Below are 19429 nucleotides of genomic sequence, written 5' to 3'. Positions count from 1 at the left end.
CGGTCGTACGGCCGTGTTCCACACTGGAGGCGGAGGCCCTCATGGTCGCGAAACGGACCCGGTGGTGGCGTGCGGCGGGCGCAGCCGCCGCCGGGGCTTTGCCGTGCCTCGCCTTCCCCGCCCCCGCGCTGTGGTGGTTCGCGTACGTCGCCCTCGTGCCCTGGATGCTGCTGCTGAGGTCGGCCCCCACCGGACGGCGCGCGGCCCTGGAGGGCTGGCTCGGCGGCGCCGGGTTCATCCTGGCCGTCCACCACTGGCTGCTGCCCAGCCTCCACGTGTTCCTGCTGCCGCTGGCGGCCCTGCTGGGCCTGCTCTGGATCCCCTGGGCCCTGCTGGTGCGGGAGCTGCTCGGCGGGGCCCCGACGCCGGGCCGTGCCGGGGCCGCACTGCTGCTGGTACCGGCGGGCTGGCTGCTGTCGGAACTGGTCCGGTCGTGGCAGGGGCTGGGCGGGCCGTGGGGGCTGCTGGGAGCGAGCCAGTGGCAGGTGCCGGCTGCCTTGCGGATCGCCTCGGTGGGCGGGGTGTGGCTGGTGAGCCTGCTGGTGGTGTCGGTGAACTGCGCGCTGGTGCTGCTGATCGCGGCGCCGGGGGCTCGGGTCCCGGCGGTGGCCGGGGTGACGGGGTGTGCGCTGCTGACGGGGGCGGCGTGGCTGTGGGCACCACGACCCGAGGTGTCGGGCACGCTGCACGTGGCCGTGGTGCAGCCGGGGCAGGTGGCGGACGGCCCGGACAGCGCGGACCGGCGGTTCGCCGTCGGGGAACGGCTGACGCGTCCGCTGGCGGGGAAGCCGGTGGACCTGGTGGTGTGGGGCGAGAGCAGCGTCGGCGCGGACCTCGCGGCGCGCCCGGACCTCGCGCGGCGGCTGGCCGCGCTGTCCGCCGAGGTCGGGGCTCCGCTCCTGGTCAACGTCGATGCGCGCCGCCCGCCGGGGCCGGCCGCCCCGCCCGCCGCGGCAGCCGATGCGGCGACCGGGGGCAGCATCTACAAGAGCTCGGTCCTCGTCGGCCCCGACGGACCGACCGGCGACCGGTACGACAAGATGCGCCTGGTCCCCTTCGGCGAGTACGTACCGGCACGGTCCCTGCTCGGCTGGGCCTCCTCGGTCGGCAAGGCCGCCGGGGAGGACCGCAAGCGCGGCCAGAGCCCGGTGGTGATGAACCTGCCGGGGCAGCCCGGCGTCCGCCTCGGCCCGCTGGTCTGCTTCGAGTCGGCGTTCCCCGACATGAGCCGCCGGCTCACCCGTGACGGGTCCGACCTGCTGATCGCCCAGTCGGCCACGTCCACGTTCCAGCACAGCTGGGCCCCGGCGCAGCACGCCTCGCTCGCGGCCCTGCGCGCCGCGGAGGACGGCCGCCCCGTGGTGCACGCCACCCTCACCGGCATCAGCGAGGTGCACGGTCCGTCGGGCGAGCGGATCGGCCGGGCGCTGCCCATCTCCGCGAGCACGGCGCAGGTGTACGAGGTCCCGCTCGCCCACGGCACGACCCTCTACGTCCGCTTCGGGGACTGGGCTGTGGGGGCCGCCCTCGCGCTGCTGGTGGCGTACGGCGCGGTCGAGGGGACCCGGTCCCTGCGGCTCAGGAGGACTGCTCCAGAGCGGACGCCACCACCCGCTCGCACAGCTCGTGGGTGAGCAGGGCGTCGCGGGCGCTGAGCGTCCTGCCCACTGCGACGGCCTCCAGGAAGGCGTCCACGGCCTGCTCGATACCGCGCTGCCGGGCGACCGACACCCAGTCCCCGCGGCGGCGCACGGTCGGCTGGCCCCGGTGGTCGATGATCTCGGCGAGGTTGACGACCTGCCGCTTGGTGTCCTGGCCGGACACCTCCAGGATCTCCTCGGTGGAACCGGACAGTCGGTTCATGATGCCGAGCGCGGTGAACCCGGGGCCCGACACTTGGAGCACGACCTGGTGCATCAGCCCGTCGCGCACCTGCGCCCGGACGTCGATGTGGTCGGCCTCGCCCGGCAGCAGGAAGCGCAGGGTGTCGACGACGTGGATGAAGTCGTCGAGGACGAAGGTCCGCGGGTCCTCGGGGAGACCGACCCGGTTCTTCTGCATGACGATCAGGTCGCGCGGGTGCTCGGCGCACTGCACGTAGCCGGGCGCGTAGCGGCGGTTGAAGCCGACGGCGAGCGACACCCCTCGCTCCTCGGCCAGTTCCACCAGCCGCCGCGAGTCGTCGAGCGCGTAGGCGAGCGGCTTGTCCACGTACGTCGGCACCCCCGCCTCGATCAGCCGCGCCACGATCTCGGGGTGAACGGCGGTCGGGGCGTGCACGAACGCCGCGTCGAGGCCCTGGGCCAGCAGCTCGTCCAGGTCCACGTGCCGGCGCGCGGTCGGGATGTGGTGGACCTCCCCGACCCGCTCCAGCGTGGCGGGGGTGCGGGTCTGCAGGTGCAGTTCCACGCCCGGGCGCGCGGTGAGGACGGGCAGGTACGCCTTCTGAGCGATGTCGCCGAGTCCGATGACGCCGACCTTCACCGGAAACCTCCAGGTTGATCCTTGCGGGACTTCGGCAGCTTAATCGCTGGTGGCCGGGGACTGGTTCACCGAGGATGTCGACCATGACCACCACCTCCGGATCCCACCGCACCGAGCCCTCCACCACCGCGAACGAGCGGGAGATGCTGGAGGGATGGCTCGACTACCACCGCGCGACCCTCGTCTGGAAGTGCGAGGGGCTCCAGGACGAGGAGTTGCGCCGCCGGCCGCTCGCCCCCTCCGAACTCAGCCTGCTGGGCCTCGTACGGCACATGGCGGAGGTGGAGCGGTACTGGTTCCGGGAGATCATGCTGGGCGAGGACCTCCCCGAGCTGTACTGCACGCAGGAGGACCCGGACGGGGACTTCCACATCGGCGACACCGACACCTGGGCCGAGGCCGAACAGACCTGGCAGACCGAGGTCGAAGGGGCACGGCAGGCTGCGGCGGGCCGTTCGCTGGACATGCTGTCGAAGCCCGAGAGCCATCGTCGGGGCGAGACGTTCAGCCTCCGTTGGGTCTACACGCACATGATCGAGGAGTACGCGCGCCACAACGGCCACGCGGACCTGCTGCGCGAACAGATCGACGGTTCCACGGGCGACTGAGGTCCGTCGGGGTGGTCGGCGGGCGGGGGGCCGGGCCCGGTGTCCGGCGGATGTCCGTCACCCGTGCGGGGTGAATATCGGCTCCGGGTTATCGCAACGGGGTCTTCGCACAGCAGAGTTGCGCGAGTGCATCCAACCCGAACCACGACGAAGCTGCTGCTCGGAGTCGCCTGTGCCGTCTCGGCCGTCTCCGGTTGCGTGAATGTGACCCCCACGCCGATGCAGCCGGCGACCGCCCCCACCACGGGGGTGCCGCCGCAGCACGAGGCCCGCGTCGGAGCGGGGGCGACCCCGGTGGAGGTCCAGGCACCCGCCCTGGAGGCGCTGGAGGTCTTGGAAGGCCTGGGGGCGGTACCGGGGCGGTCCGTGCAGCCGACGCCCTCCGCGGCCAGTCGGCAGTCCGCCCCGCGCAGTGCGGCGGGCACGGCGGCCGAGGCCGCCGAGGGGCCCTCTCGGGCCGCCCCGCCGGTTCCGGACATCCCGGAGCCACGACTGCCCGCCGCGCGCGCCTCAGCGGGCAAGGGGGGCCGTACGGACCCCCTGCGGCCGGACGCGGGGGTGCCGCGCGAGCTGATGAAGGAGCTTCCGGTCCGGCCCGGCGACGTGTGCGCGCTGGGCCGCCGGCACGGCCACTGGCGCCCGGACAGCCCGGAGGCCCGGATCTGTGGGGGCGTCCACGGCGGCTGACCCGCAGTGCTGTGACCGGAAGGGTTCACCGGTCACAGCACTAGGAGTTCTGCTCCGGGAACGGCCGGGGCCCCTCGCCCGGTTCCGCGGCCAGTCGCCGCTCCAACCGGGCGATGGCCGCCCGCACGCCGTTCCCGTACCCGTCGTCCGTCAGGGCCCCGGTGGCGGCTCTGGCCCGGGCCAGGTGCACCCGCGCTGCCTCGGGCCGCCGCAGTTTCACGTAGTCGGCGGCCAGGCTGAGGTGCAGGGACGGGTAGAACACGCGCACCGCCTGGTGCGGCTCGTGCTGCGCGGGCAGCTCTTCCCGCAGCCTCCGGTCCAGCCCCTCGGCGGCGTTCAGGGCCCGCAGGTCCCAGGCCAGTTCGTCGGCGGGATCGTCCTGGGCGTCTGCCATGTAGTGCGCGAGCGTGCACCGGTGGAGGGAGTCCCCTTCCTCGCCGATCTCGGTCCAGATCGCACCGAGCCGGTTGCGGGCCTCCTCGCGGTCACCGGCGTGCAGCAGGATGACGGCCTGACCGATCCTGGTCATGACGGCGTCCTCCGACGCCTCCTGCTGCTCCGTCACGGCGGCCTCCGGCTTGCTCTGCCAGACCTGCTCCGGTCTGATCGTCACGACGCTAGCCGGAGGCATTGGCAACGGCGCCGAGGCGCGGTGGGGTATCAGCCCAGGTCCGGGATCGTCCAGTCGATCGGCTCATGGCCCTGCGCGGCGACGGCCTCGTTGATCTGCGTGAAGGGCCGGGACCCGAAGAACTTCTTGGCCGACAGCGGCGAGGGGTGGGCGCCCTTGACGACCACGTGCCGCTCCTCGTCGATCAGCGGGAGCTTCTTCTGCGCGTACGCGCCCCACAGCACGAAGACGGCGGGGTCCGGGCGGTCGGCCACCGCGCGGATCACCGCGTCGGTGAACTTCTCCCAGCCCTTGCCCTTGTGCGAGTTGGGCTCGGCCTCGCGGACGGTGAGCACCGCGTTGAGGAGCAGGACGCCCTGCTCGGCCCACGGCATCAGGTACCCGTTGTCCGGAATGGGCGTGCCCAGCTCGGCGTGCATCTCCTTGTAGATGTTGCGCAGCGACGGCGGGATCTTGACCCCGGGCCGCACGGAGAAGCACAGGCCGTGGCCCTGGCCGGCTCCGTGGTAGGGGTCCTGGCCGAGGACCAGGACCTTCACCTTCTCGAAGGGAGTGGCCTCCAGGGCCGCGAAGACCTGCTCGCGGGGCGGGTAGACCGGCCCGTTCGCCCGCTCCTTCTCGACGAACTCGGTGAGCTCCTTGAAGTAGGGCTGGTCCAGCTCCCCGCCGAGGACGGGGAGCCAGGACTCGGGCAGCATCTGCGTCACGTCTACAACCTCCGGTACAAGTTCCGTGCAACTGCTCGGTGCAACTGCTCCAGAACTTACCGGGGGCCACTGACAACGCCTCCATCCGCGGGCGCCCACGGGCGCCCGCGGCAGGGCTACCAGCTGGTCTTGCGGTACAGCTCCCACATCTGGAAGACGGTCTGCGGGTCGAGCGCCCGCTCGGCGCCGGCGATGTCCTCGCGGGCGGCGACGTACATCTTGCCCTGCCACAGCGGCAGCAGCCGGACGTCCTCGGCGAAGATCTGCTGAGCCTGCTCGAACTCGCGGACGCCGGCCGAGCGGTCGCTCTCGCGGCGGGACTTGGGCAGCAGGTCGGTGATGATCTCGGTGGGCTCGTACGGGGTGCCGACCGCGTTCTCCTTGCCGACGAACGGCGCGATGAAGTTGTCCGGGTCCGGGAAGTCGGGGAACCAGCCGCGGCCGAAGACCGGGTACTCGCCGTTCTTGTAGCCGACCTGGAACACCTTCCAGGGCTGGCCGCGCAGGGTGACCTTGAAGAGCCCGCTCTCGTCCAGCTGGCGCTTGAGCTCGGTGAACTCGTCGGCGGTGGAGGCACCGTAGCGGTCCGTGGTGTACCAGAAGGTCAGCTCCACGGGCTGGGTGATCCCGGCGTCCTTGAGGATCTTCTTGGCCTTGGCGACGTCCGCCTGGCCGTACTTGTCGTAGAAGGGCGTCTTGTGACCCACGACACCCTTGGGGACCATCGAGTACAGCGGTTCGGCGGTGCCCTGGTACACCTTCGAGACGATCGCGCCGCGGTCGACGACCTGGGCGATGGCCTGGCGCACCGGCAGCTTGGCGACCTGCGGGTCCTTGGGGTTGAAGATCAGGTAGCGGATCTCGGCGCCGACGTTCTCGACGACCTGGACGCCCTGCGCGTGCGAGGCGGGGGTCTGCAGCTCCTTGATCTCGGGGGCCGACAGACCGCGGTAGGTGGCGTCGATCTCCTTGCCCTTGAGCGCGGCGATCATCTTGGTGGAGTCCGCGAAGTAGCGGATGGTCACCCCGTCGTTGCGCCGGTTCGCGAAGCCGTTGTAGGTCCCGTTCTTGCCGAGGACCGCCTCGCTGCCCTCCTTGTACGAGTCGAGCACGAACGGGCCGGAGCCGGTGACCTTGCCGTCCTCCCGCACCTTGTCGGCCGGGTACTCCTTGGGCGCGACCAGCGAGGCGGCCGGCGAGCCGAGGACGAAGGGGAAGGTGGCGTCGGGGGTCTTCAGGTGGAAGACGACCGTCAACGCGTCCGGGGTCTCGATCTTGTCCAGGCTGCCGAAGAGGCCCAGCGGACCGGTCTGGGAGTTGATCGTCCGAATCCGGTCGAGCGAGTACTTGACCGCCTTGGAGTCGAGCGCCTCGCCGTTGGAGAACTTCAGGCCCTTCTTCAGGGTGCACCGGTACGACTCGTTCGCGGAGTCGGTGAACTCGCAGGCCTGCGCGGCGTCCGGCTGGGGCTTGGTGGAGCCCGTAGGGAAGGCCAGCAGGGTCTGGTAGACGTTCCGGTACAGCTCCCAGGAACCGTCCCAGGCCGCCGCGGGATCGAGGGTGCTCGGGGCGCTCGTCGTGCCGACGACGATTCTCTTCGCGGCGTCACTGCTGTCGTCCGAAAGCAGACCGCATCCGGCGAGCAGGGATATGGACGCAAGGGCCGCAGTGATCTGCAGGCATCTGGTCCGGATGAACACGTGCACGCTCCTCGATCAGCCAGGGGTGCGGCAGACCCTACCGCAGTGCCTCACAAATCCAATGGGCAGGTTTCATGTGGCACTTGACCGATTTCGTACATATTAGGTACGCATTTGCCTCCCTTCGGGAGGCAAATGCGTCCGATTATCGGTCAGTGCACTCCGGCATTCAGGAACATTCCTCCGTCAACGATCAGAGTTTGCCCTGTGATCCATTCCGCTTGTGCGGATGTAAGAAAAGCCGCAGCTCCGCCGATGTCCTCCGGAAGGCCGAGCCGTCCGAGCGGATAGGCCGCGGCGGCCTCCTGCTCCCGTCCCTCGTAGAGCGCCTGCGCGAACTTCGTCTTGACCACCGCGGGGGCGATCGCGTTGACCCGCACGCCGGGCGCCATCTCGTGGGCGAGCTGCAGGGTGAGGTTGACCATGGCGGCCTTGCTCATCCCGTACGCGCCGATGAAGGGCGATGCCGAGACGCCGGCGATGGAGGCGATGTTCACGATCGCTCCGCCGTTCTCCTTCTGCCACGCGTGCCAGGTCCGCTGGGCGAAGCCGAGCGCCGAGATCACGTTGGTCTCGAAGACCTTGCGCGCGACACCGAGGTCCAGGTCCGCGATCGGACCGAAGACCGGGTTGGTACCCGCGTTGTTGATCAAGAAGTCGACCCGCCCGAAGGCCTCCATCGTCCGCTCGACCGCGAAGGCCTGGTGAGCCTCGTCGTGCGCCTTGCCCGCGACCCCGATCACTCGGTCCGCGCCGAGCGCCTCCACGGCCTCCTTGAGGGCGTCCTCGTTGCGCCCGGTGATGCACACCCGGTCGCCCCGGGCGACCAGGGCCTCGGCGATGCCGTAGCCGATGCCCCGGCTCGCCCCGGTGATCAGCGCGACCCTGCCGCTGTCCGTCCTGCCGTTCTTGCTGTCCGCCATGACCGTGCACCCTGCCTCTCGTCAGTTGAGCGGGCCGCCGGCCACGTACATGACCTGGCCTGAGACGAAGCCGGCGGCCTCGCCCGTGAAGAAGGCGATCGCGTTGGCGATGTCGTCCGGGCGACCGACGCGCTGGACGGGGATCTGGGTGGCCGCGGCGGCCTGGAAGTCCTCGAATCCCATGCCCACGCGAGCGGCCGTCTGGGCGGTCATCTCCGTGACGATGAAACCGGGGGCGACCGCATTGGCGGTGACGCCGAACTTGCCGAGCTCGATGGCCAGCGTCTTGGTGAAGCCCTGGAGGCCGGCCTTGGCCGCGGAGTAGTTGACCTGCCCGCGGTTACCGAGCGCCGAACTGCTGGAAAGGTTCACGATGCGGCCGAACTTGGCCTCCACCATGTACTTCTGACAGGCTTTCGACATCAGGAACGCACCGCGCAGGTGCACGTTCATGACGGTGTCCCAGTCGCTCTCGCTCATCTTGAAGAGCAGGTTGTCGCGCAGCACACCGGCGTTGTTGACCAGGATGGTCGGGGCACCCAGGACGCTCGCGACCCGCTCGACGGCCGCCTCCACCTGTGCCGCGTCGGAGACGTCGCAGCCGACTGCCAGGGCCTTCCCGCCCGCAGCCGTGATCGTCTCGACGGTGTCCTTGCAGGCCGTCTCGTCGAGATCGAGTACGGCGACCGCCCGGCCCTCGGCGGCCAGGCGCACGGCGGTTGCCGCGCCGATGCCCCGGGCCGCCCCGGTCACGATCGCGACGCGCTGCTCGGTGGTGGACATGGTGGATCTCCTCGCCCTCGGAATCCTCATCAGCGGCTCCCCGGAGGTGAGCAACCGCTTAGTAGCTTCAGTGAGGAGACGCTAGGAGCCCTGGCACTCGGTGTCAACGGCACCGGGCCCCAGGGCACCCAGGTCGTACGGATCGCCGGTATCGACCACCGTCCGAGATCGTCCTGCTGGTCAGCGAACCAGCAGGTCGAGCAGCCGTTCCACCTCGGCCTCCGGGTCGGTCGTCAGCCCCGTGTGCACCGGCCCGGGCTGCACCACCGTGCTGCGCGGCGCGATCAGCCAGCGGAACCGGCGGCCCGCGTCGTCGCCCGCCGCCTGGCCGGCCCACTCGCCGCCGGTGCACACGCCCTCGACCCCGCGCAGGGCGGCCCGGACGCCGGCCACATCGGCCTCGGGGTCCAGGACGCGGAGCTTGGCCTCGTCCAGGTGGGTGCGCGCGGCCACGTACGAGCGCGCCCGGCAGTAGACGATCACGCCGGCGTTGAAGCACTCGCCGCGCTCCATCCGCGGCACCACGCGCACCAGCGCGTACTCGAACACGTCCCGCTTGGTCACTCGCTGCCGCTCTTCTTCTTGGTCTTGTGGGGCCATTCGGTCAGGTGCTCGGTCAGCCAGCCGGGCGGCTTCGAGGGAGCCTTCACCTCGGGCACCATCGAGATCATCTCGTGGATCGTCGCCGCGCGCGGTAGCAGGACCTCCACGTAGGCGCGGCGCACCGCGTCGGTGGAGTCGAAGCCGGGCTCGTCGACCAGCCACTCGTCGGGAACGTCGGCGATGACCTCGTCCAGCAGTTCCCGGGTCACCAGGGGCGCGAGCGCGGCGGCGGCGGCCTCGACGTCTGGGCCGACCGGGGCCAGGACGTGGTCGGAGGCGTTGTACGGCTTGGCCGCGGCACTGCCGGCGGTGGGCCAGTTGTGGTGCCAGATCATGGTGGCGCCGTGGTCGATGAGCCAGAGTTCTCCGTGCCAGACCAGCATGTTCGGGTTGCGCCAGGACCGGTCGACGTTGTTGATCAAGGCATCGAACCAGACCACCCGCCCGGCCTCGGCAGGGTCCACCTGATAGGCGAGCGGATCGAAGCCGATCGACCCGGGCAGGTAGTCCATTCCGAGGTTGAGTCCGCCGCTGGCCTTCAGTAGCTCCTGGACCTCTTGGTCGGGCTCGCCGAGCCCGATCACGGGGTCGAGTTGCATCTGTACCAGCCGCGGGACCCGCAGGCCCAGCCGCTGGGCCAGCCGGCCGCAGACGACTTCGGCGACCAGGGTCTTGCGCCCCTGGCCGGCTCCGGTGAATTTCATGACGTAGGTACCGAGGTCGTCGGCCTCGACGATCCCCGGCAGCGAGCCGCCCTCACGCAGGGGCGTGACATAGCGTGTCGCTGTCACTTCTGTAAGCATTTTCCCAGGGTATCCATTCATTACGCCTTGCAATCAAAAGGACGTCTCCTCCTGCATGTCCCTCCGGCCTGGCAGCCTTGGGCCCTGGGGAGAATCTGGGAAGTTCCAGTCAGTGTCCCGCTCCCCACCGAGTATCGGGGGCTCCCACCGCCAGAGCAGGCGCCATGATCGTTACGCCCTCTTGAGATTCCACCGAGTTCGACGGCGCCGGGTACAACGGAACTCGACTCACCAGCGGGGCGCGATCCTCACCGGATCTCGGCGATCAGGCGGCTGCTGCGCTCGGCGGGTGCGGTTGCCGCCCGCGCGCCCGGGTGATCCCGCGGCTCCTCGCCTGCCAGGTCTCACACCGCCCTGCGGTAGAGCCAGACGCCCAGCGGTGCGAACACCAGGACAATGGCCGCGTCCCAGACGAGCGCCTGCCAGACGTCATGTGCGGCCGGTCCGCCGAGGACCAGGACCCGGACGGCTTCGGCTGTCTGTGACACCGGCTGGTGTCGTGCGAACGTCTGTAGCCATCCGGGCATGGTGCTGACGGGGACGAACGCCGCGGAGGCGAAGACCAGGGGCGCCAGTACCGGGAACGCGGCAGCCTGAGCGGTTTCCGGGTCGCCCACCGCCATGCCGACGACCGCGAAGATCCAGGACATCGCGAAGCCGAAAGCGAGCACCAGCAGAATTCCGCCCAGCAGCGCCGGCACACCCGCGTGGATGCGGAACCCGATGGCGAACCCCACCCCGGTCATCAGCGAGACCACGAAGACGTTGCGCAAGAGGTCTGCGGTGGTTCGCCCCACGAGCACTGCGGACCGGGCCATCGGCAGCGACCGGAATCGCTCCATCAGGCCGGTCTGCATGTCGGTGGCCAGGCCGATCGCCGTGTTCATCGCCCCGAAGACCGCCGTTTGCACGAAGATCCCGGGGATCAGGAAGTCGACGTAGCTGACCCCGTGGAGGGACGGGGCGACGACGCCGCCGAACACGTACCGGAACATCAGGACGAAGACCAGCGGCTGGATGGTCGAGAACACCAGCAGTCGCGGTACGCGTCGCAGGGCGATCAGATTCCGCCATGCGACGGTCAGCCCGTCCTGGACGGTCCGCGCGAGTCGCGTCCCGGGCCGGACGAGCGGTGCGGGGCGCTGCGCGAGGACGGTGCCGGAACGGGTCATGGCTGGTCGCCGGTCAGCTGGAGGAACACATCGTCGAGGCTGGCTTCCCGTACGGAGACGGTACGGGGAACCAGGCCGTGCGCTTCGAGCAGTCGGAGCACGTCCAGCAGTTGGCGGGACCCGTCGGGTGAGGTCAGGCGGAGCCGGGGTCCGTCGGTGCGGGGTGACTCGGTGCAGTGTTGCCGTAGTAGTGCGCACGCCGACAGGGCGCGCGCGGCTTCCCCCATGTCGAACTCGATGACGGTGCTGCCCAGGCGCGCTTTGAGGAGAGCGGGGGTGTCGTCGGCGATCACCCGTCCGTGGTCGATGACGACGACCCGTTGCGCGAGGCGGTCGGCTTCCTCAAGGTACTGAGTGGTCAGCAGGACGGTCGTGCCGTCGTCGACGAGCTGGCGGATCATGTCCCACAGGGCGTTGCGGCTGTGGGGGTCGAGGCCGGTGGTGGGCTCGTCGAGGAAGAGGACGGGTGGGTCGGGGACGAGCGCGGCTGCGACGTCCAGACGTCTTCGCATACCGCCGGAGTAAGTCCGCACGGGTCGGTCGCCGGCGTTGGTGAGGTCGAAGCGTTCCAGCAGTTCGGCTGCCCGTGCGCGGATCCGGGAATGCCGCAGGTGGGTGAGTCGTCCGATCATGCGCAGGTTCTCCCGGCCGGTGAGGTTCTTGTCCACCGCCGCGTACTGTCCGGCAAGCCCGATCACGCCCCGCACGGCCGCCGCCTCGCGGACCACGTCGTGCCCGAGGACTTCGGCATGGCCTGCGCTGGGGGGCACGATCGTCGTCAGGATCCGGATCGCGGTGCTCTTGCCCGCGCCGTTGGGTCCCAGGAGGCCGAAGACGGTACCGGGCCGGACATCGAAGTCCACCGACTCCAGTGCCGTCACCGTCCCGAACCTCTTGCTCAGACCGGTCACGCTGATCGCCGCCTGGCCCACCGGCCCACCTTCTGGCGTAGCAGAGAACCTGTCCCCTCCATTCTCGCCCCGCGGCCGGAAGGTGCCCACCGCATAAGACCGGGACGGCCCGCGTCACGTCTCCGGCCCCTTACGCAGGGTGTGCGTCTGGCGGCGTGAGACGATCGTGAGGCCGAGCCAGCTCGCCCAGCCGACCGGCTGCAGCACCCAGTAGCTCGCGATCCGGTACAGGAGCGTCAGCGCGATGGCCTGATCGGTGTGCAGCCCGTAGAAGACCAGGAGCGCGGTGAGGCTGGTTTCGACGACTCCGAGGCTGCCGGGCGTGAGCCGCAGGGCTCCCGTCATCTGGGTGAGGGTGTAGGCGATCAGTGTCCCCGGCCAGGGCAGAGTGATACCCAGTCCCCACGCGCAGGCGACGAGGCAGGCTGCGTCGAGAAGCCAGTTGGAGACGGCGAGGGCGAACGGCCTCAGCCACGGGCGCACGCCGGGCTGGTTTGCTCTCACGTGGCGGACGAGGTGGGACAGCCCGTCCTCGATGTTCCACATGCGGGGAGTGCGGACCCCGATCCGCCGCCATGCCCGCCAGGCCCGGCGCCGCACGGGAGGAATCCGTGACAAGGCGACCGTTCCTGCGGTGACGAGAACGAGGGCCGCCGCCAGCCAGAGCACGGCAGAGCGCAGGCCGGCGGCAGGCCCCGCTCCTGTGCTGGCCAGAACACCGACCACCAGCATCAAGAACAGTGCGAGACCGGACATCAGTCCGGAGACTGCGAGGACGGACCCTGCGAGCACCGCCGAGACCTGACGGCGCCGCAACTGTCCGAACAACCAGGCGGCGGCGAATGCCGCGCCACCGGGAAACGCCCCGGCCACTGCGTTGGCTGCCACGACCATAACGCCCACCAGACGAACTCTCAGGCGGGCCCCGCCCATCCTCAGCAGCCGCCCCTGTATCGCCGCCATGCAGACCAGGGACAGCGCTTCGAGGAGGGCCGCCAGTCCCAGCCAACCCGGCCGGACCGCCCCCATCAGACGCAGGGCCGAAGCGATGTCGTGGCGCCGGTTCACGGCAGCGACCGCAGCGGCTGACACGAAGACTGCCGACACCAGCCACCACAACGGGTGCCGGGCCCGCACGGACAGCAGACGGGACACCGGATTGCCGGCACCGTCCGGTCTGCCCGTGTCATCCGCCATGCAGGCCACGTTACGGTCAGGTTCGCCACCAGCACGGTAAGTCGCCGAGGCGGGCCGAACACCTGCCGGACCGTACCGGTGCTCGGTCCGTGTCGGTGGCTGTCGGCAGCCCCGGGTAGAAGATGCTCCTCGTAGATCCACGTGCCGCGGAACAGGCCCAGCCGTGAGCCGGCATGCAGGTGGCATCAGGCTGTTTCAGTATGGAAGTCGGGTCGGACGTGTCGCTGTCCACGGAGGTGAGTGCGATGACGCTTCCCGCACGACGCCGGACCGGTGGAATCGGCATCGGCATCGGCATCGGCATCGGCATCGACCGCAGCGTGTGGGAACAGGCCCCGAGCTCCTCGAACCGCCACGAGCGGGGCTGCGCCCGGCAGGCGGTGCGCCGGGCAGGAGTCAGCGCGACCACCGGGGCACGGCGATGAGCACGGCCGCGACGCCGGGCCCCACCACAGCCAGGACTAGCGACGGTGCAGGGGTATCGGGGGATGCGGCCAGGCCGTCGATTCTCACCTTGACGATGAATCCCGCGGTCGATCTCTGCTGGGAGGTCGGTCACCTGGAGGGCATCGGCAAGAACCGTGCCCGGGTCAGGTCGGTGGCCGCGGGGGGCGGAGGGATCAACGTCGCCCGTCATGTCGTGCGGCTCGGAGGACGGGCCACCGCCGTCCACACCGCCGGAGGCGAGGTCGGCCTGCGCCTGAACCGGCTGCTGGACGAAGAGGGCATCGACCACGTCGCCGTCGGGATCGACGAGGAAACCCGCGAAGCACTCGTGCTGTTCGAGGCCGAATCGCACCGCAGCTACCACATCGTGCCACCCGGCCCGCAACTGCACGACCACGAGGGGCTGAGGGCCCTGGACGCGCTGGAGCGGGCCGTCGGGAGTTGCCCGTACGTCGTGGCCAGCGGCAGCCTGCCCGGCGGCTTGCCCGAGGACTTCTACGCGGCCGTCGCCCGCCGTATCAAGAAGGCCGGATCCCGACTGGTCCTGGACACCTCCGGGCCGGCGCTTCGCGAAGCACTCGCGGAGGGCGTGTTCCTCTTCAGGTGCAACCGGACAGAGGCCGAGAGCCTGACCGGCCAGCCCGTCCGTAGCTTCGACGACGCCCGAGCCATCAACGAGCACCTGCTCACCACAGGGGCCGCCGAGATCGCCGTCACCACCCTCGGAGAGTTGGGCGCGGTGTGCTCGACCGGCCACGGCCACACCGAGATCTACGCGCCGCCGCTGCCCGACGAGCCGCTGAGCGATGCCGGGGCGGGAGACGGCATGGTCGCCGCCCTCACCACACGCCTGGCCGCCGGAGAGGATCCCGTCAGCGCCTGCGCGCTGGGGGTGGCCGTGGCTGCCGCAGCGATGCTCACCCCCAGCACCGAGTCCTTCGACCGGGACGTGGCCCTGTCCCTGCGCTCCCAGGTGCGGACCAGGTTCCGGACCGATGCATGACGCCGGGGCCTTCGACCCTGCCCCGCGATACGGCAATTCGACCGTGTGACATAGCGGGTCGCGATCACTTCGGACCCGCCCAGGTTACGGGGGTCAGCGCGCGGGGGCCCACTGTTCGAGCAGGGCTCCGGCCGTGGTGATGGTGGCGACCAGCGCGAGGGAGTTGCGGATCACCTCGGCCGTGTAGGCGGCGGGCACTCCCGCGACGGCGTCGCCGGGCACCACGACGCGGTACCCGAGGTTCACGGCGTCGAAGACCGCGTTCGGGATCGCGATGTTCGAGGAGACCCCCACGACGACGAGGGTGCGGATGCCGAGGTTGCGCAGCAGGGGGTCCACGTCGGTGCCGGCGAGGGGCGAGAGCCCGTGCAGTCGACGGACCACCAGGTCGTGCTCGGCGACCTCGATGGGGGCCGCCACCTCGACCGCCCGACTCCCGGACAGCTGCCGTACGGGCAACTTCCCCGCGGCCCGGAACAGCCGCGCGTTGGCATTGGCGCCGCGCCCGTCCGGACGCCGTTCGGCGACCGCGTGCAGCACCTGTACGCCGGCGCCGTGCGCGGCATCGACCAGCGCGGCCACCCGCCCCAGCATCCCCGAGTCCCGCGCCTCCTTCGCCAGCTCGGGCAGGGCGCTCTCCTCGCCGACGACACCCCTCTGGCACTCGACGGTGAGCAGCGCGGTGGTGGCGGGATCGAGTTCCGGCATGGCTCCCCCTGGCGTGACGACCATCGATCCCCCATGCTTCCTGACACACAGTCAGATGTGAAGGGGTGCGGGACGGATGGACGGCGCACAGCGGCGGGGCCGCCGCATCATGATGACCGACGAGGAAGTGGACGCGTTCCTGCGCGAACAGCGCACCTGCCGGGTGGCGACGGTTTCCCGGGACGGCCGCCCGCACGTGGGCGCCCTGTGGTTCGCCTGGGACGGCACTTCCCTGTGGCTGTACTCGATCACGCGCAGCCGCCGCTGGTCCGACCTGCGCGGCGACCCGCGGGTCTCGGTCGTCGTGGACGCGGGCGAGACGTACGACGACCTGCGCGGGGTCGAACTCTGCGGCAGCGCCGTGTTCGTGGGCGAGGCCCCGCGCACGGGCGAACCCTGCCCGGAGCTCGCCGTGCCGGAACGACTCTTCCCGACCAAGAACTTCGGGATCGAGGAGATGCCGCACGACGGACGCCACGCCTGGATCCGCCTCACCCCGGAGTCGATCGTCTCCTGGGACTTCCGCAAGCTCTAGGTGTATCGCCCCGGGAGGTCGTCGAGCGGGCCGCGGGCCTCACCGCGCAGCGGCGACTTCCTGGAGTGCGGTGACGGCGGCCCGGATCGAGGGCCGCCGATCGGCGTCCGCCCGCCACACGACGTACACGTGGCGCCGGACGGCGTCGCTCACCGGCAGCAGCCGGACTCCGGGCGGCACCGGGCCGCGCCCGAGCCGGGGCGTCACGCACACCCCGAGCCCGGCCTCCACGAAGGCCAGCTGGGTGTGGTGCTCCTCGGCGATGTGCGCGATGCGCGGCTCGATGCCGGTGCCGCGCAGGGTGTACACGAGCCACTCGTGGCAGAACTGGCCCTCGTTCCAGGAGATCCAGTCCTCGTCGGCGAACTCGGCGAGGGAGATCCGGTCGCGCGCCGCCAGCCGGTGGTCGGCGGGCACCGCGATGTCACAGGAGTCGTCGAGCAGATGAGCCCGCGTGAGCTCGACGGGGACCGGCATCCGCTTGTTGTGCCAGTCGATGGCCAGGGCGAGGTCGAGGTCCCCGCGGACGACCGCGGCCATGCTCTCCTCGGGCTCCTGCTCGCGCACCAGCGGGCGCAGTTCGGGGTGTCCGGCGCGCAGCGCGGTGAGGGTCTGGGGCAGCAGTCCGCGCATCGCGGTGGGGAAGGCGCCGATCCGCAACTCGCCCACGGCGCAACCCCGCTGGGCCTCCACATCGGCCTGGGCGAGCTCCACCTGGGAGATGATCCGGGCCGCGTGATCGGCGAGCAGCCGACCCGCGTCCGTGAGCCGCACGCCGCGTCCGTTCTTGGCCAGCAGGGGCTGGCCGACCTCGCGCTCCAGCTTGGCCATCTGCTGGGACACCGCGGAGGTGGTGACGTGGAGCCCGTCGGCCGCGCCGCTGACCGAACCGTGACGGGCGAGGGCGTCGAGGGTGCGCAGGCGCTCCAGATTCAACATGTAAGTGATGCTACGCCGTCATCCACAAGAAGTCTCGCTTGTCCTACTTAGTTGAGCGGTGCAGAGTTCTCTTCATGAGCGCACCCACCACCCCTCGCCCCACCCTCCCATCGCCGGCCACCGCCACCCGGACCACCGGGACCACCCGCGTGAACTGGCGGATCCGGTTCGCGATCCTCTCGGTGGTCTGGGGCTTCAGTTTCCTCCTGATCAAGGTGGGCACTCAGGCGTACGCGCCCTTCCAGGTGGCCTTCGGCCGGGTGCTGTTCGGTGCGCTGGCCCTGCTCGCGGTGCTCCTGGTCCGCCGCGAGGCGCTCCCCCGGGGCCGCCACACCTGGGCCCACCTCACCGTGGCGGCGCTCCTGCTCAACACCGCCCCGTTCTCGCTCTTCTCCTACGCCGAGCTCAGCATCCCGTCCAGCCTGGCCGGCATCTGCAACGCCACCTCGCCGCTGTGGGGCATGGCGCTGTCGATGGTGGCCCTGTCGGAGGACCGCCCGACCCGCCGTCGCTTCGCGGGCCTGGGCCTGGGCTTCCTCGGCGTACTGACCGTCCTCGGCGCCTGGCAGGGCTTCTCGGGCATCGACGCCAAGGGCACCGCGCTCGCCCTGCTGGCCTCGCTGTGCTACCCCATCGGCTGGATCTACGTCCGGCGCACCCTCGCGTCCACCCCGGGGTCCCCGGTGGCCCTGACCGGCGCCCAGCTGCTGCTGTCCACGTTCCAACTGCTCCTGGTCAGCGCCGTGTTCACCACGGCACCCGGCGCGTTCCCGCTCTGGCCGACCCTGTCGGTGATCGCCCTCGGCGCCCTCGGGACGGGCATGGCCCTCCAGATGCAGTACGGGTTGGTGGGCGAGGTCGGGCCCACCACGGCCCAGATGGTCACCTATTTCATCCCGGTCGTCGCCACCACGGCGGGCGTCCTGATCCTCGGCGAGCAGCTCCACTGGAACACCCCGGTGGGCGCGGCCGTCGTACTGGCCGGCGCGGCCCTGACCCAAACCCGCCCCGGGGCGAAGCCCGCGCGACCCGCGTGAGCACGGTCGGCCCGTCGATCGGGCCCGGCGATCAACGCGCCGCCCGGGGCAACGGATGACGTCGGCGCCCCCGCGCTCCGTCGGCCCGAGCGAGTCGCTCCCCGACCCGATGCGGCTCGGGGAACGGCTCGGCCGCTGAGCCGCCCCGCCCCGCACGGATGTGCGGGGCACCGTCAGTCGAAGCGACCGCCCGTCGCCGGACGTACGGCCGCGGCCAGCGCATCGGCGAGGCCCGACACATCCCCCGGCTGCAGACCGGACACGGTCACCCGCACGCCGGGACCCGACTCCACCCGGTACCGGCTGCCCGGGGCCACCGCCCACCCCGCCGACAGCAGCCTCGTCACCGCCCCGGTCTCATCGGCCACCGGCACCCACACGTTCATCCCGCTCCGTCCGTACGCCCGAACGCCCCGCTCCCTCAGCGCCGCGACCAGCCCGTCCCGCCGCTCCCCGTAGGACCGCGCGACCGCCGCAGCGTCCACCGCCCCCGAGGTCCACAGCTCGACCACCGCGTACTGGAGCAGCCGGCTCACCCACCCCGGTCCCAGCCGCTGCCGTCCCCGCACCCGGTCCAGCGTCACGGGGTCTCCGGTCAGCACCGCGAGCCGCAGGTCCGGCCCGTACGCCTTCGCCGTGGACCGCACCAGCGCCCAGTGGCGGGTCACCCCGCCGAGCGAGTGCAGCGGCAGGTCGACGATGGCGTGTCCGTGGTCGTCGTCGACCACCAGCACCTCCGGATGCCGGGCCAGCAGGCCGCGCAGCTCCACTGCTCTTCGCGCGCTCACCGCGGCCCCCGTCGGGTTCTGCGCACGCGCCGTCACCAGCAGCGCCCGCACGCCCTGCGCCAACACCCGCTCCACCGACGGGACGACCGGCCCGTCGTCGTCCACCTCCACCGGTACCACCCGCAGGCCCAGCGCCGCCGCCAGGTCCAGCACGCTGCCCCACCCCGGGTCCTCGACCGCCACCGCGTCCCCGGGCCGCAGATGGGCGGCCAGTACCCGCTCGACCCCGTCCAGCGCGCCCGAGGTCACCGCCACCGGTCCTGCCGGCACCCCGTCCGCGTCGAAGCCGGCGCGGGCCAGCCGCGCCAGGTCCGGCACCACCGGGTCGTCGCCGTAGAGCGTCGGCGCTTGCGCGTACCGGCGCGCGGCCTGCGCCAGAGCCCCCTCCAGCCCGGGGAGCAATCGCACGTCCGGATTCCCCGACGCCACGTCCCGCGCCCCGGGCGGCAACGCCATGCGCAACTCGTCCCGCGGCGCGCTCGCCGGGCGGCCCCGTACCCGGCTGCCGCGCCGCCCGTCGGTCTCGATGACCCCGCGCTCGCGCAGGGTCCGGTACGCGGCGGCCACGGTGTTCGGGTTCACCCCCAGCACGCCCGCCAGCTCCCGCATCGGCGGCAACAACGCTCCTGGTGCGAGCGCGCCCGTTGCGACGCCCGCTTCGACACTGGCTGCGATATCCGCTGCGCGACGCCCTGCGATCCGATACTCTCCTAGCACAAAGACAAGTATGCACTAGTACAACGGAGCGCGCCTCATGACCGCC

At 71.1% G+C, this 19429-nt stretch carries 21 protein-coding genes; 7 read left to right on the top strand and 14 right to left on the bottom strand.

The features are described 5' to 3' along the window. Positions 1–41 precede the first annotated feature (41 nt). Positions 42–1634, top strand: a complete 1593-nt coding sequence (lnt, locus tag ABZZ20_RS00220) for an apolipoprotein N-acyltransferase (protein ID WP_356865078.1) — start codon at positions 42–44, stop codon at positions 1632–1634. On the opposite strand, the gene ABZZ20_RS00215 is transcribed toward lnt, so the two are convergent. Beyond that, on the bottom strand, positions 1579–2484 hold the full coding sequence (locus ABZZ20_RS00215; protein ID WP_356865076.1) for a Gfo/Idh/MocA family oxidoreductase: 906 nt from the start codon (positions 2482–2484) through the stop codon (positions 1579–1581). The two genes, lnt and ABZZ20_RS00215, sit on opposite strands and share 56 nt — an antisense overlap. A gap of 83 nt (positions 2485–2567) precedes the next feature. Between ABZZ20_RS00215 and ABZZ20_RS00210 the strand changes: the two genes are divergently transcribed. Next, the gene (locus ABZZ20_RS00210) at positions 2568–3092 is read left to right on the top strand and encodes a DinB family protein (RefSeq protein WP_356865074.1); all 525 of its coding nucleotides are present in this window, start codon (positions 2568–2570) and stop codon (positions 3090–3092) included. A 126-nt stretch (positions 3093–3218) separates the two neighbouring features. Continuing rightward, positions 3219–3779: a hypothetical protein gene (locus tag ABZZ20_RS00205; protein ID WP_356865072.1), complete on the top strand. Its 561-nt coding sequence runs from the start codon at positions 3219–3221 to the stop codon at positions 3777–3779. Positions 3780–3819: 40 nt separating this feature from the next. Here ABZZ20_RS00205 and ABZZ20_RS00200 read toward each other — a convergent pair whose 3' ends face one another. From ABZZ20_RS00200 to ABZZ20_RS00155, 10 genes are all read right to left on the bottom strand, one after another. After that, positions 3820–4344, bottom strand: a complete 525-nt coding sequence (locus tag ABZZ20_RS00200; RefSeq protein WP_356866085.1) for a hypothetical protein — start codon at positions 4342–4344, stop codon at positions 3820–3822. Positions 4345–4439: 95 nt separating this feature from the next. Next, positions 4440–5108 carry a uracil-DNA glycosylase gene (locus ABZZ20_RS00195; protein WP_356866083.1) on the bottom strand — a complete coding sequence of 223 codons (669 nt, stop codon included), beginning with the start codon at positions 5106–5108 and terminating at the stop codon, positions 4440–4442. Positions 5109–5233: 125 nt separating this feature from the next. Further along, a complete protein-coding gene (locus tag ABZZ20_RS00190; RefSeq protein ID WP_356865071.1) occupies positions 5234–6817 on the bottom strand; it encodes an ABC transporter substrate-binding protein in 1584 nt (527 codons plus the stop codon). A 152-nt stretch (positions 6818–6969) separates the two neighbouring features. After that, positions 6970–7740 carry an SDR family oxidoreductase gene (locus ABZZ20_RS00185; RefSeq protein ID WP_356865069.1) on the bottom strand — a complete coding sequence of 257 codons (771 nt, stop codon included), beginning with the start codon at positions 7738–7740 and terminating at the stop codon, positions 6970–6972. Between the two features lie 21 nt (positions 7741–7761). Further along, positions 7762–8523 carry a 3-oxoacyl-ACP reductase FabG gene (fabG, locus tag ABZZ20_RS00180; protein WP_356865067.1) on the bottom strand — a complete coding sequence of 254 codons (762 nt, stop codon included), beginning with the start codon at positions 8521–8523 and terminating at the stop codon, positions 7762–7764. 180 nt (positions 8524–8703) lie between these two features. Continuing rightward, positions 8704–9087, bottom strand: a complete 384-nt coding sequence (locus tag ABZZ20_RS00175) for a DUF3037 domain-containing protein (RefSeq protein WP_356865065.1) — start codon at positions 9085–9087, stop codon at positions 8704–8706. Continuing rightward, positions 9084–9929: a HipA family kinase gene (locus ABZZ20_RS00170; RefSeq protein WP_356865063.1), complete on the bottom strand. Its 846-nt coding sequence runs from the start codon at positions 9927–9929 to the stop codon at positions 9084–9086. Before ABZZ20_RS00170 ends, ABZZ20_RS00175 begins: the two co-directional genes overlap by 4 nt. Before the next feature lie 344 nt (positions 9930–10273). Beyond that, a complete protein-coding gene (locus tag ABZZ20_RS00165; protein WP_356865061.1) occupies positions 10274–11101 on the bottom strand; it encodes an ABC transporter permease in 828 nt (275 codons plus the stop codon). Beyond that, positions 11098–12033, bottom strand: a complete 936-nt coding sequence (locus ABZZ20_RS00160) for an ATP-binding cassette domain-containing protein (protein ID WP_356865059.1) — start codon at positions 12031–12033, stop codon at positions 11098–11100. Before ABZZ20_RS00160 ends, ABZZ20_RS00165 begins: the two co-directional genes overlap by 4 nt. Positions 12034–12126: 93 nt before the next feature. After that, the gene (locus ABZZ20_RS00155; RefSeq protein WP_356865057.1) at positions 12127–13209 is read right to left on the bottom strand and encodes a lysylphosphatidylglycerol synthase transmembrane domain-containing protein; all 1083 of its coding nucleotides are present in this window, start codon (positions 13207–13209) and stop codon (positions 12127–12129) included. Positions 13210–13454: 245 nt separating this feature from the next. Here ABZZ20_RS00155 and ABZZ20_RS00150 point away from each other — a divergent pair, with 245 nt between their 5' ends. Together ABZZ20_RS00150 and ABZZ20_RS00145 are read left to right on the top strand one after the other, a co-directional pair. Then, positions 13455–13634 carry a hypothetical protein gene (locus ABZZ20_RS00150; RefSeq protein ID WP_356865055.1) on the top strand — a complete coding sequence of 60 codons (180 nt, stop codon included), beginning with the start codon at positions 13455–13457 and terminating at the stop codon, positions 13632–13634. Positions 13635–13723: 89 nt separating this feature from the next. After that, positions 13724–14659 (top strand): hexose kinase, encoded by a 936-nt coding sequence (locus ABZZ20_RS00145; protein ID WP_356865053.1) that lies wholly within the window; start codon positions 13724–13726, stop codon positions 14657–14659. A gap of 93 nt (positions 14660–14752) precedes the next feature. Here ABZZ20_RS00145 and ABZZ20_RS00140 read toward each other — a convergent pair whose 3' ends face one another. After that, entirely contained in the window at positions 14753–15367 is a 615-nt protein-coding gene (locus ABZZ20_RS00140) for a cysteine hydrolase (protein WP_356865051.1), read from the bottom strand. A 76-nt stretch (positions 15368–15443) separates the two neighbouring features. Here ABZZ20_RS00140 and ABZZ20_RS00135 point away from each other — a divergent pair, with 76 nt between their 5' ends. Then, a complete protein-coding gene (locus tag ABZZ20_RS00135) occupies positions 15444–15902 on the top strand; it encodes a pyridoxamine 5'-phosphate oxidase family protein (RefSeq protein ID WP_356865049.1) in 459 nt (152 codons plus the stop codon). A gap of 39 nt (positions 15903–15941) precedes the next feature. Here the strand turns inward: ABZZ20_RS00135 and ABZZ20_RS00130 are convergent, their stop codons facing one another. Beyond that, positions 15942–16841 carry a LysR substrate-binding domain-containing protein gene (locus ABZZ20_RS00130; protein WP_356865047.1) on the bottom strand — a complete coding sequence of 300 codons (900 nt, stop codon included), beginning with the start codon at positions 16839–16841 and terminating at the stop codon, positions 15942–15944. A 74-nt stretch (positions 16842–16915) separates the two neighbouring features. On the opposite strand from ABZZ20_RS00130, the gene ABZZ20_RS00125 reads away from it, so the two are divergent. Further along, positions 16916–17878 carry a DMT family transporter gene (locus tag ABZZ20_RS00125; protein WP_356865045.1) on the top strand — a complete coding sequence of 321 codons (963 nt, stop codon included), beginning with the start codon at positions 16916–16918 and terminating at the stop codon, positions 17876–17878. Positions 17879–18051: 173 nt separating this feature from the next. Here the strand turns inward: ABZZ20_RS00125 and ABZZ20_RS00120 are convergent, their stop codons facing one another. Beyond that, positions 18052–19383: an aminotransferase class I/II-fold pyridoxal phosphate-dependent enzyme gene (locus ABZZ20_RS00120; RefSeq protein WP_356865043.1), complete on the bottom strand. Its 1332-nt coding sequence runs from the start codon at positions 19381–19383 to the stop codon at positions 18052–18054. Positions 19384–19429 lie beyond the last annotated feature (46 nt).

Origin of the sequence: Streptomyces sp. NPDC006430, assembly GCF_040612395.1 — a bacterium.
GTDB lineage: Bacteria > Actinomycetota > Actinomycetes > Streptomycetales > Streptomycetaceae > Streptomyces.
This window is presented reverse-complemented; position numbering and strand designations above follow the sequence as displayed.

Bases quoted from the DNA above. Each gene is read 5' to 3' on its own strand.
- ABZZ20_RS00130 (WP_356865047.1), bottom strand. From the start codon at position 16,841: ATGTTGAATCTGGAGCGCCTGCGCACCCTCGACGCCCTCGCCCGTCAC.
- ABZZ20_RS00125 (WP_356865045.1), top strand. From the start codon at position 16,916: ATGAGCGCACCCACCACCCCTCGCCCCACCCTCCCATCGCCGGCCACC.
- ABZZ20_RS00210 (WP_356865074.1), top strand. From the start codon at position 2,568: ATGACCACCACCTCCGGATCCCACCGCACCGAGCCCTCCACCACCGCG.
- ABZZ20_RS00165 (WP_356865061.1), bottom strand. From the start codon at position 11,101: ATGACCCGTTCCGGCACCGTCCTCGCGCAGCGCCCCGCACCGCTCGTC.
- ABZZ20_RS00185 (WP_356865069.1), bottom strand. From the start codon at position 7,740: ATGGCGGACAGCAAGAACGGCAGGACGGACAGCGGCAGGGTCGCGCTG.
- ABZZ20_RS00155 (WP_356865057.1), bottom strand. From the start codon at position 13,209: ATGGCGGATGACACGGGCAGACCGGACGGTGCCGGCAATCCGGTGTCC.
- ABZZ20_RS00170 (WP_356865063.1), bottom strand. From the start codon at position 9,929: ATGCTTACAGAAGTGACAGCGACACGCTATGTCACGCCCCTGCGTGAG.
- ABZZ20_RS00150 (WP_356865055.1), top strand. From the start codon at position 13,455: ATGACGCTTCCCGCACGACGCCGGACCGGTGGAATCGGCATCGGCATC.
- fabG (WP_356865067.1), bottom strand. From the start codon at position 8,523: ATGTCCACCACCGAGCAGCGCGTCGCGATCGTGACCGGGGCGGCCCGG.
- ABZZ20_RS00135 (WP_356865049.1), top strand. From the start codon at position 15,444: ATGGACGGCGCACAGCGGCGGGGCCGCCGCATCATGATGACCGACGAG.
- lnt (WP_356865078.1), top strand. From the start codon at position 42: ATGGTCGCGAAACGGACCCGGTGGTGGCGTGCGGCGGGCGCAGCCGCC.
- ABZZ20_RS00140 (WP_356865051.1), bottom strand. From the start codon at position 15,367: ATGCCGGAACTCGATCCCGCCACCACCGCGCTGCTCACCGTCGAGTGC.
- ABZZ20_RS00195 (WP_356866083.1), bottom strand. From the start codon at position 5,108: ATGCTGCCCGAGTCCTGGCTCCCCGTCCTCGGCGGGGAGCTGGACCAG.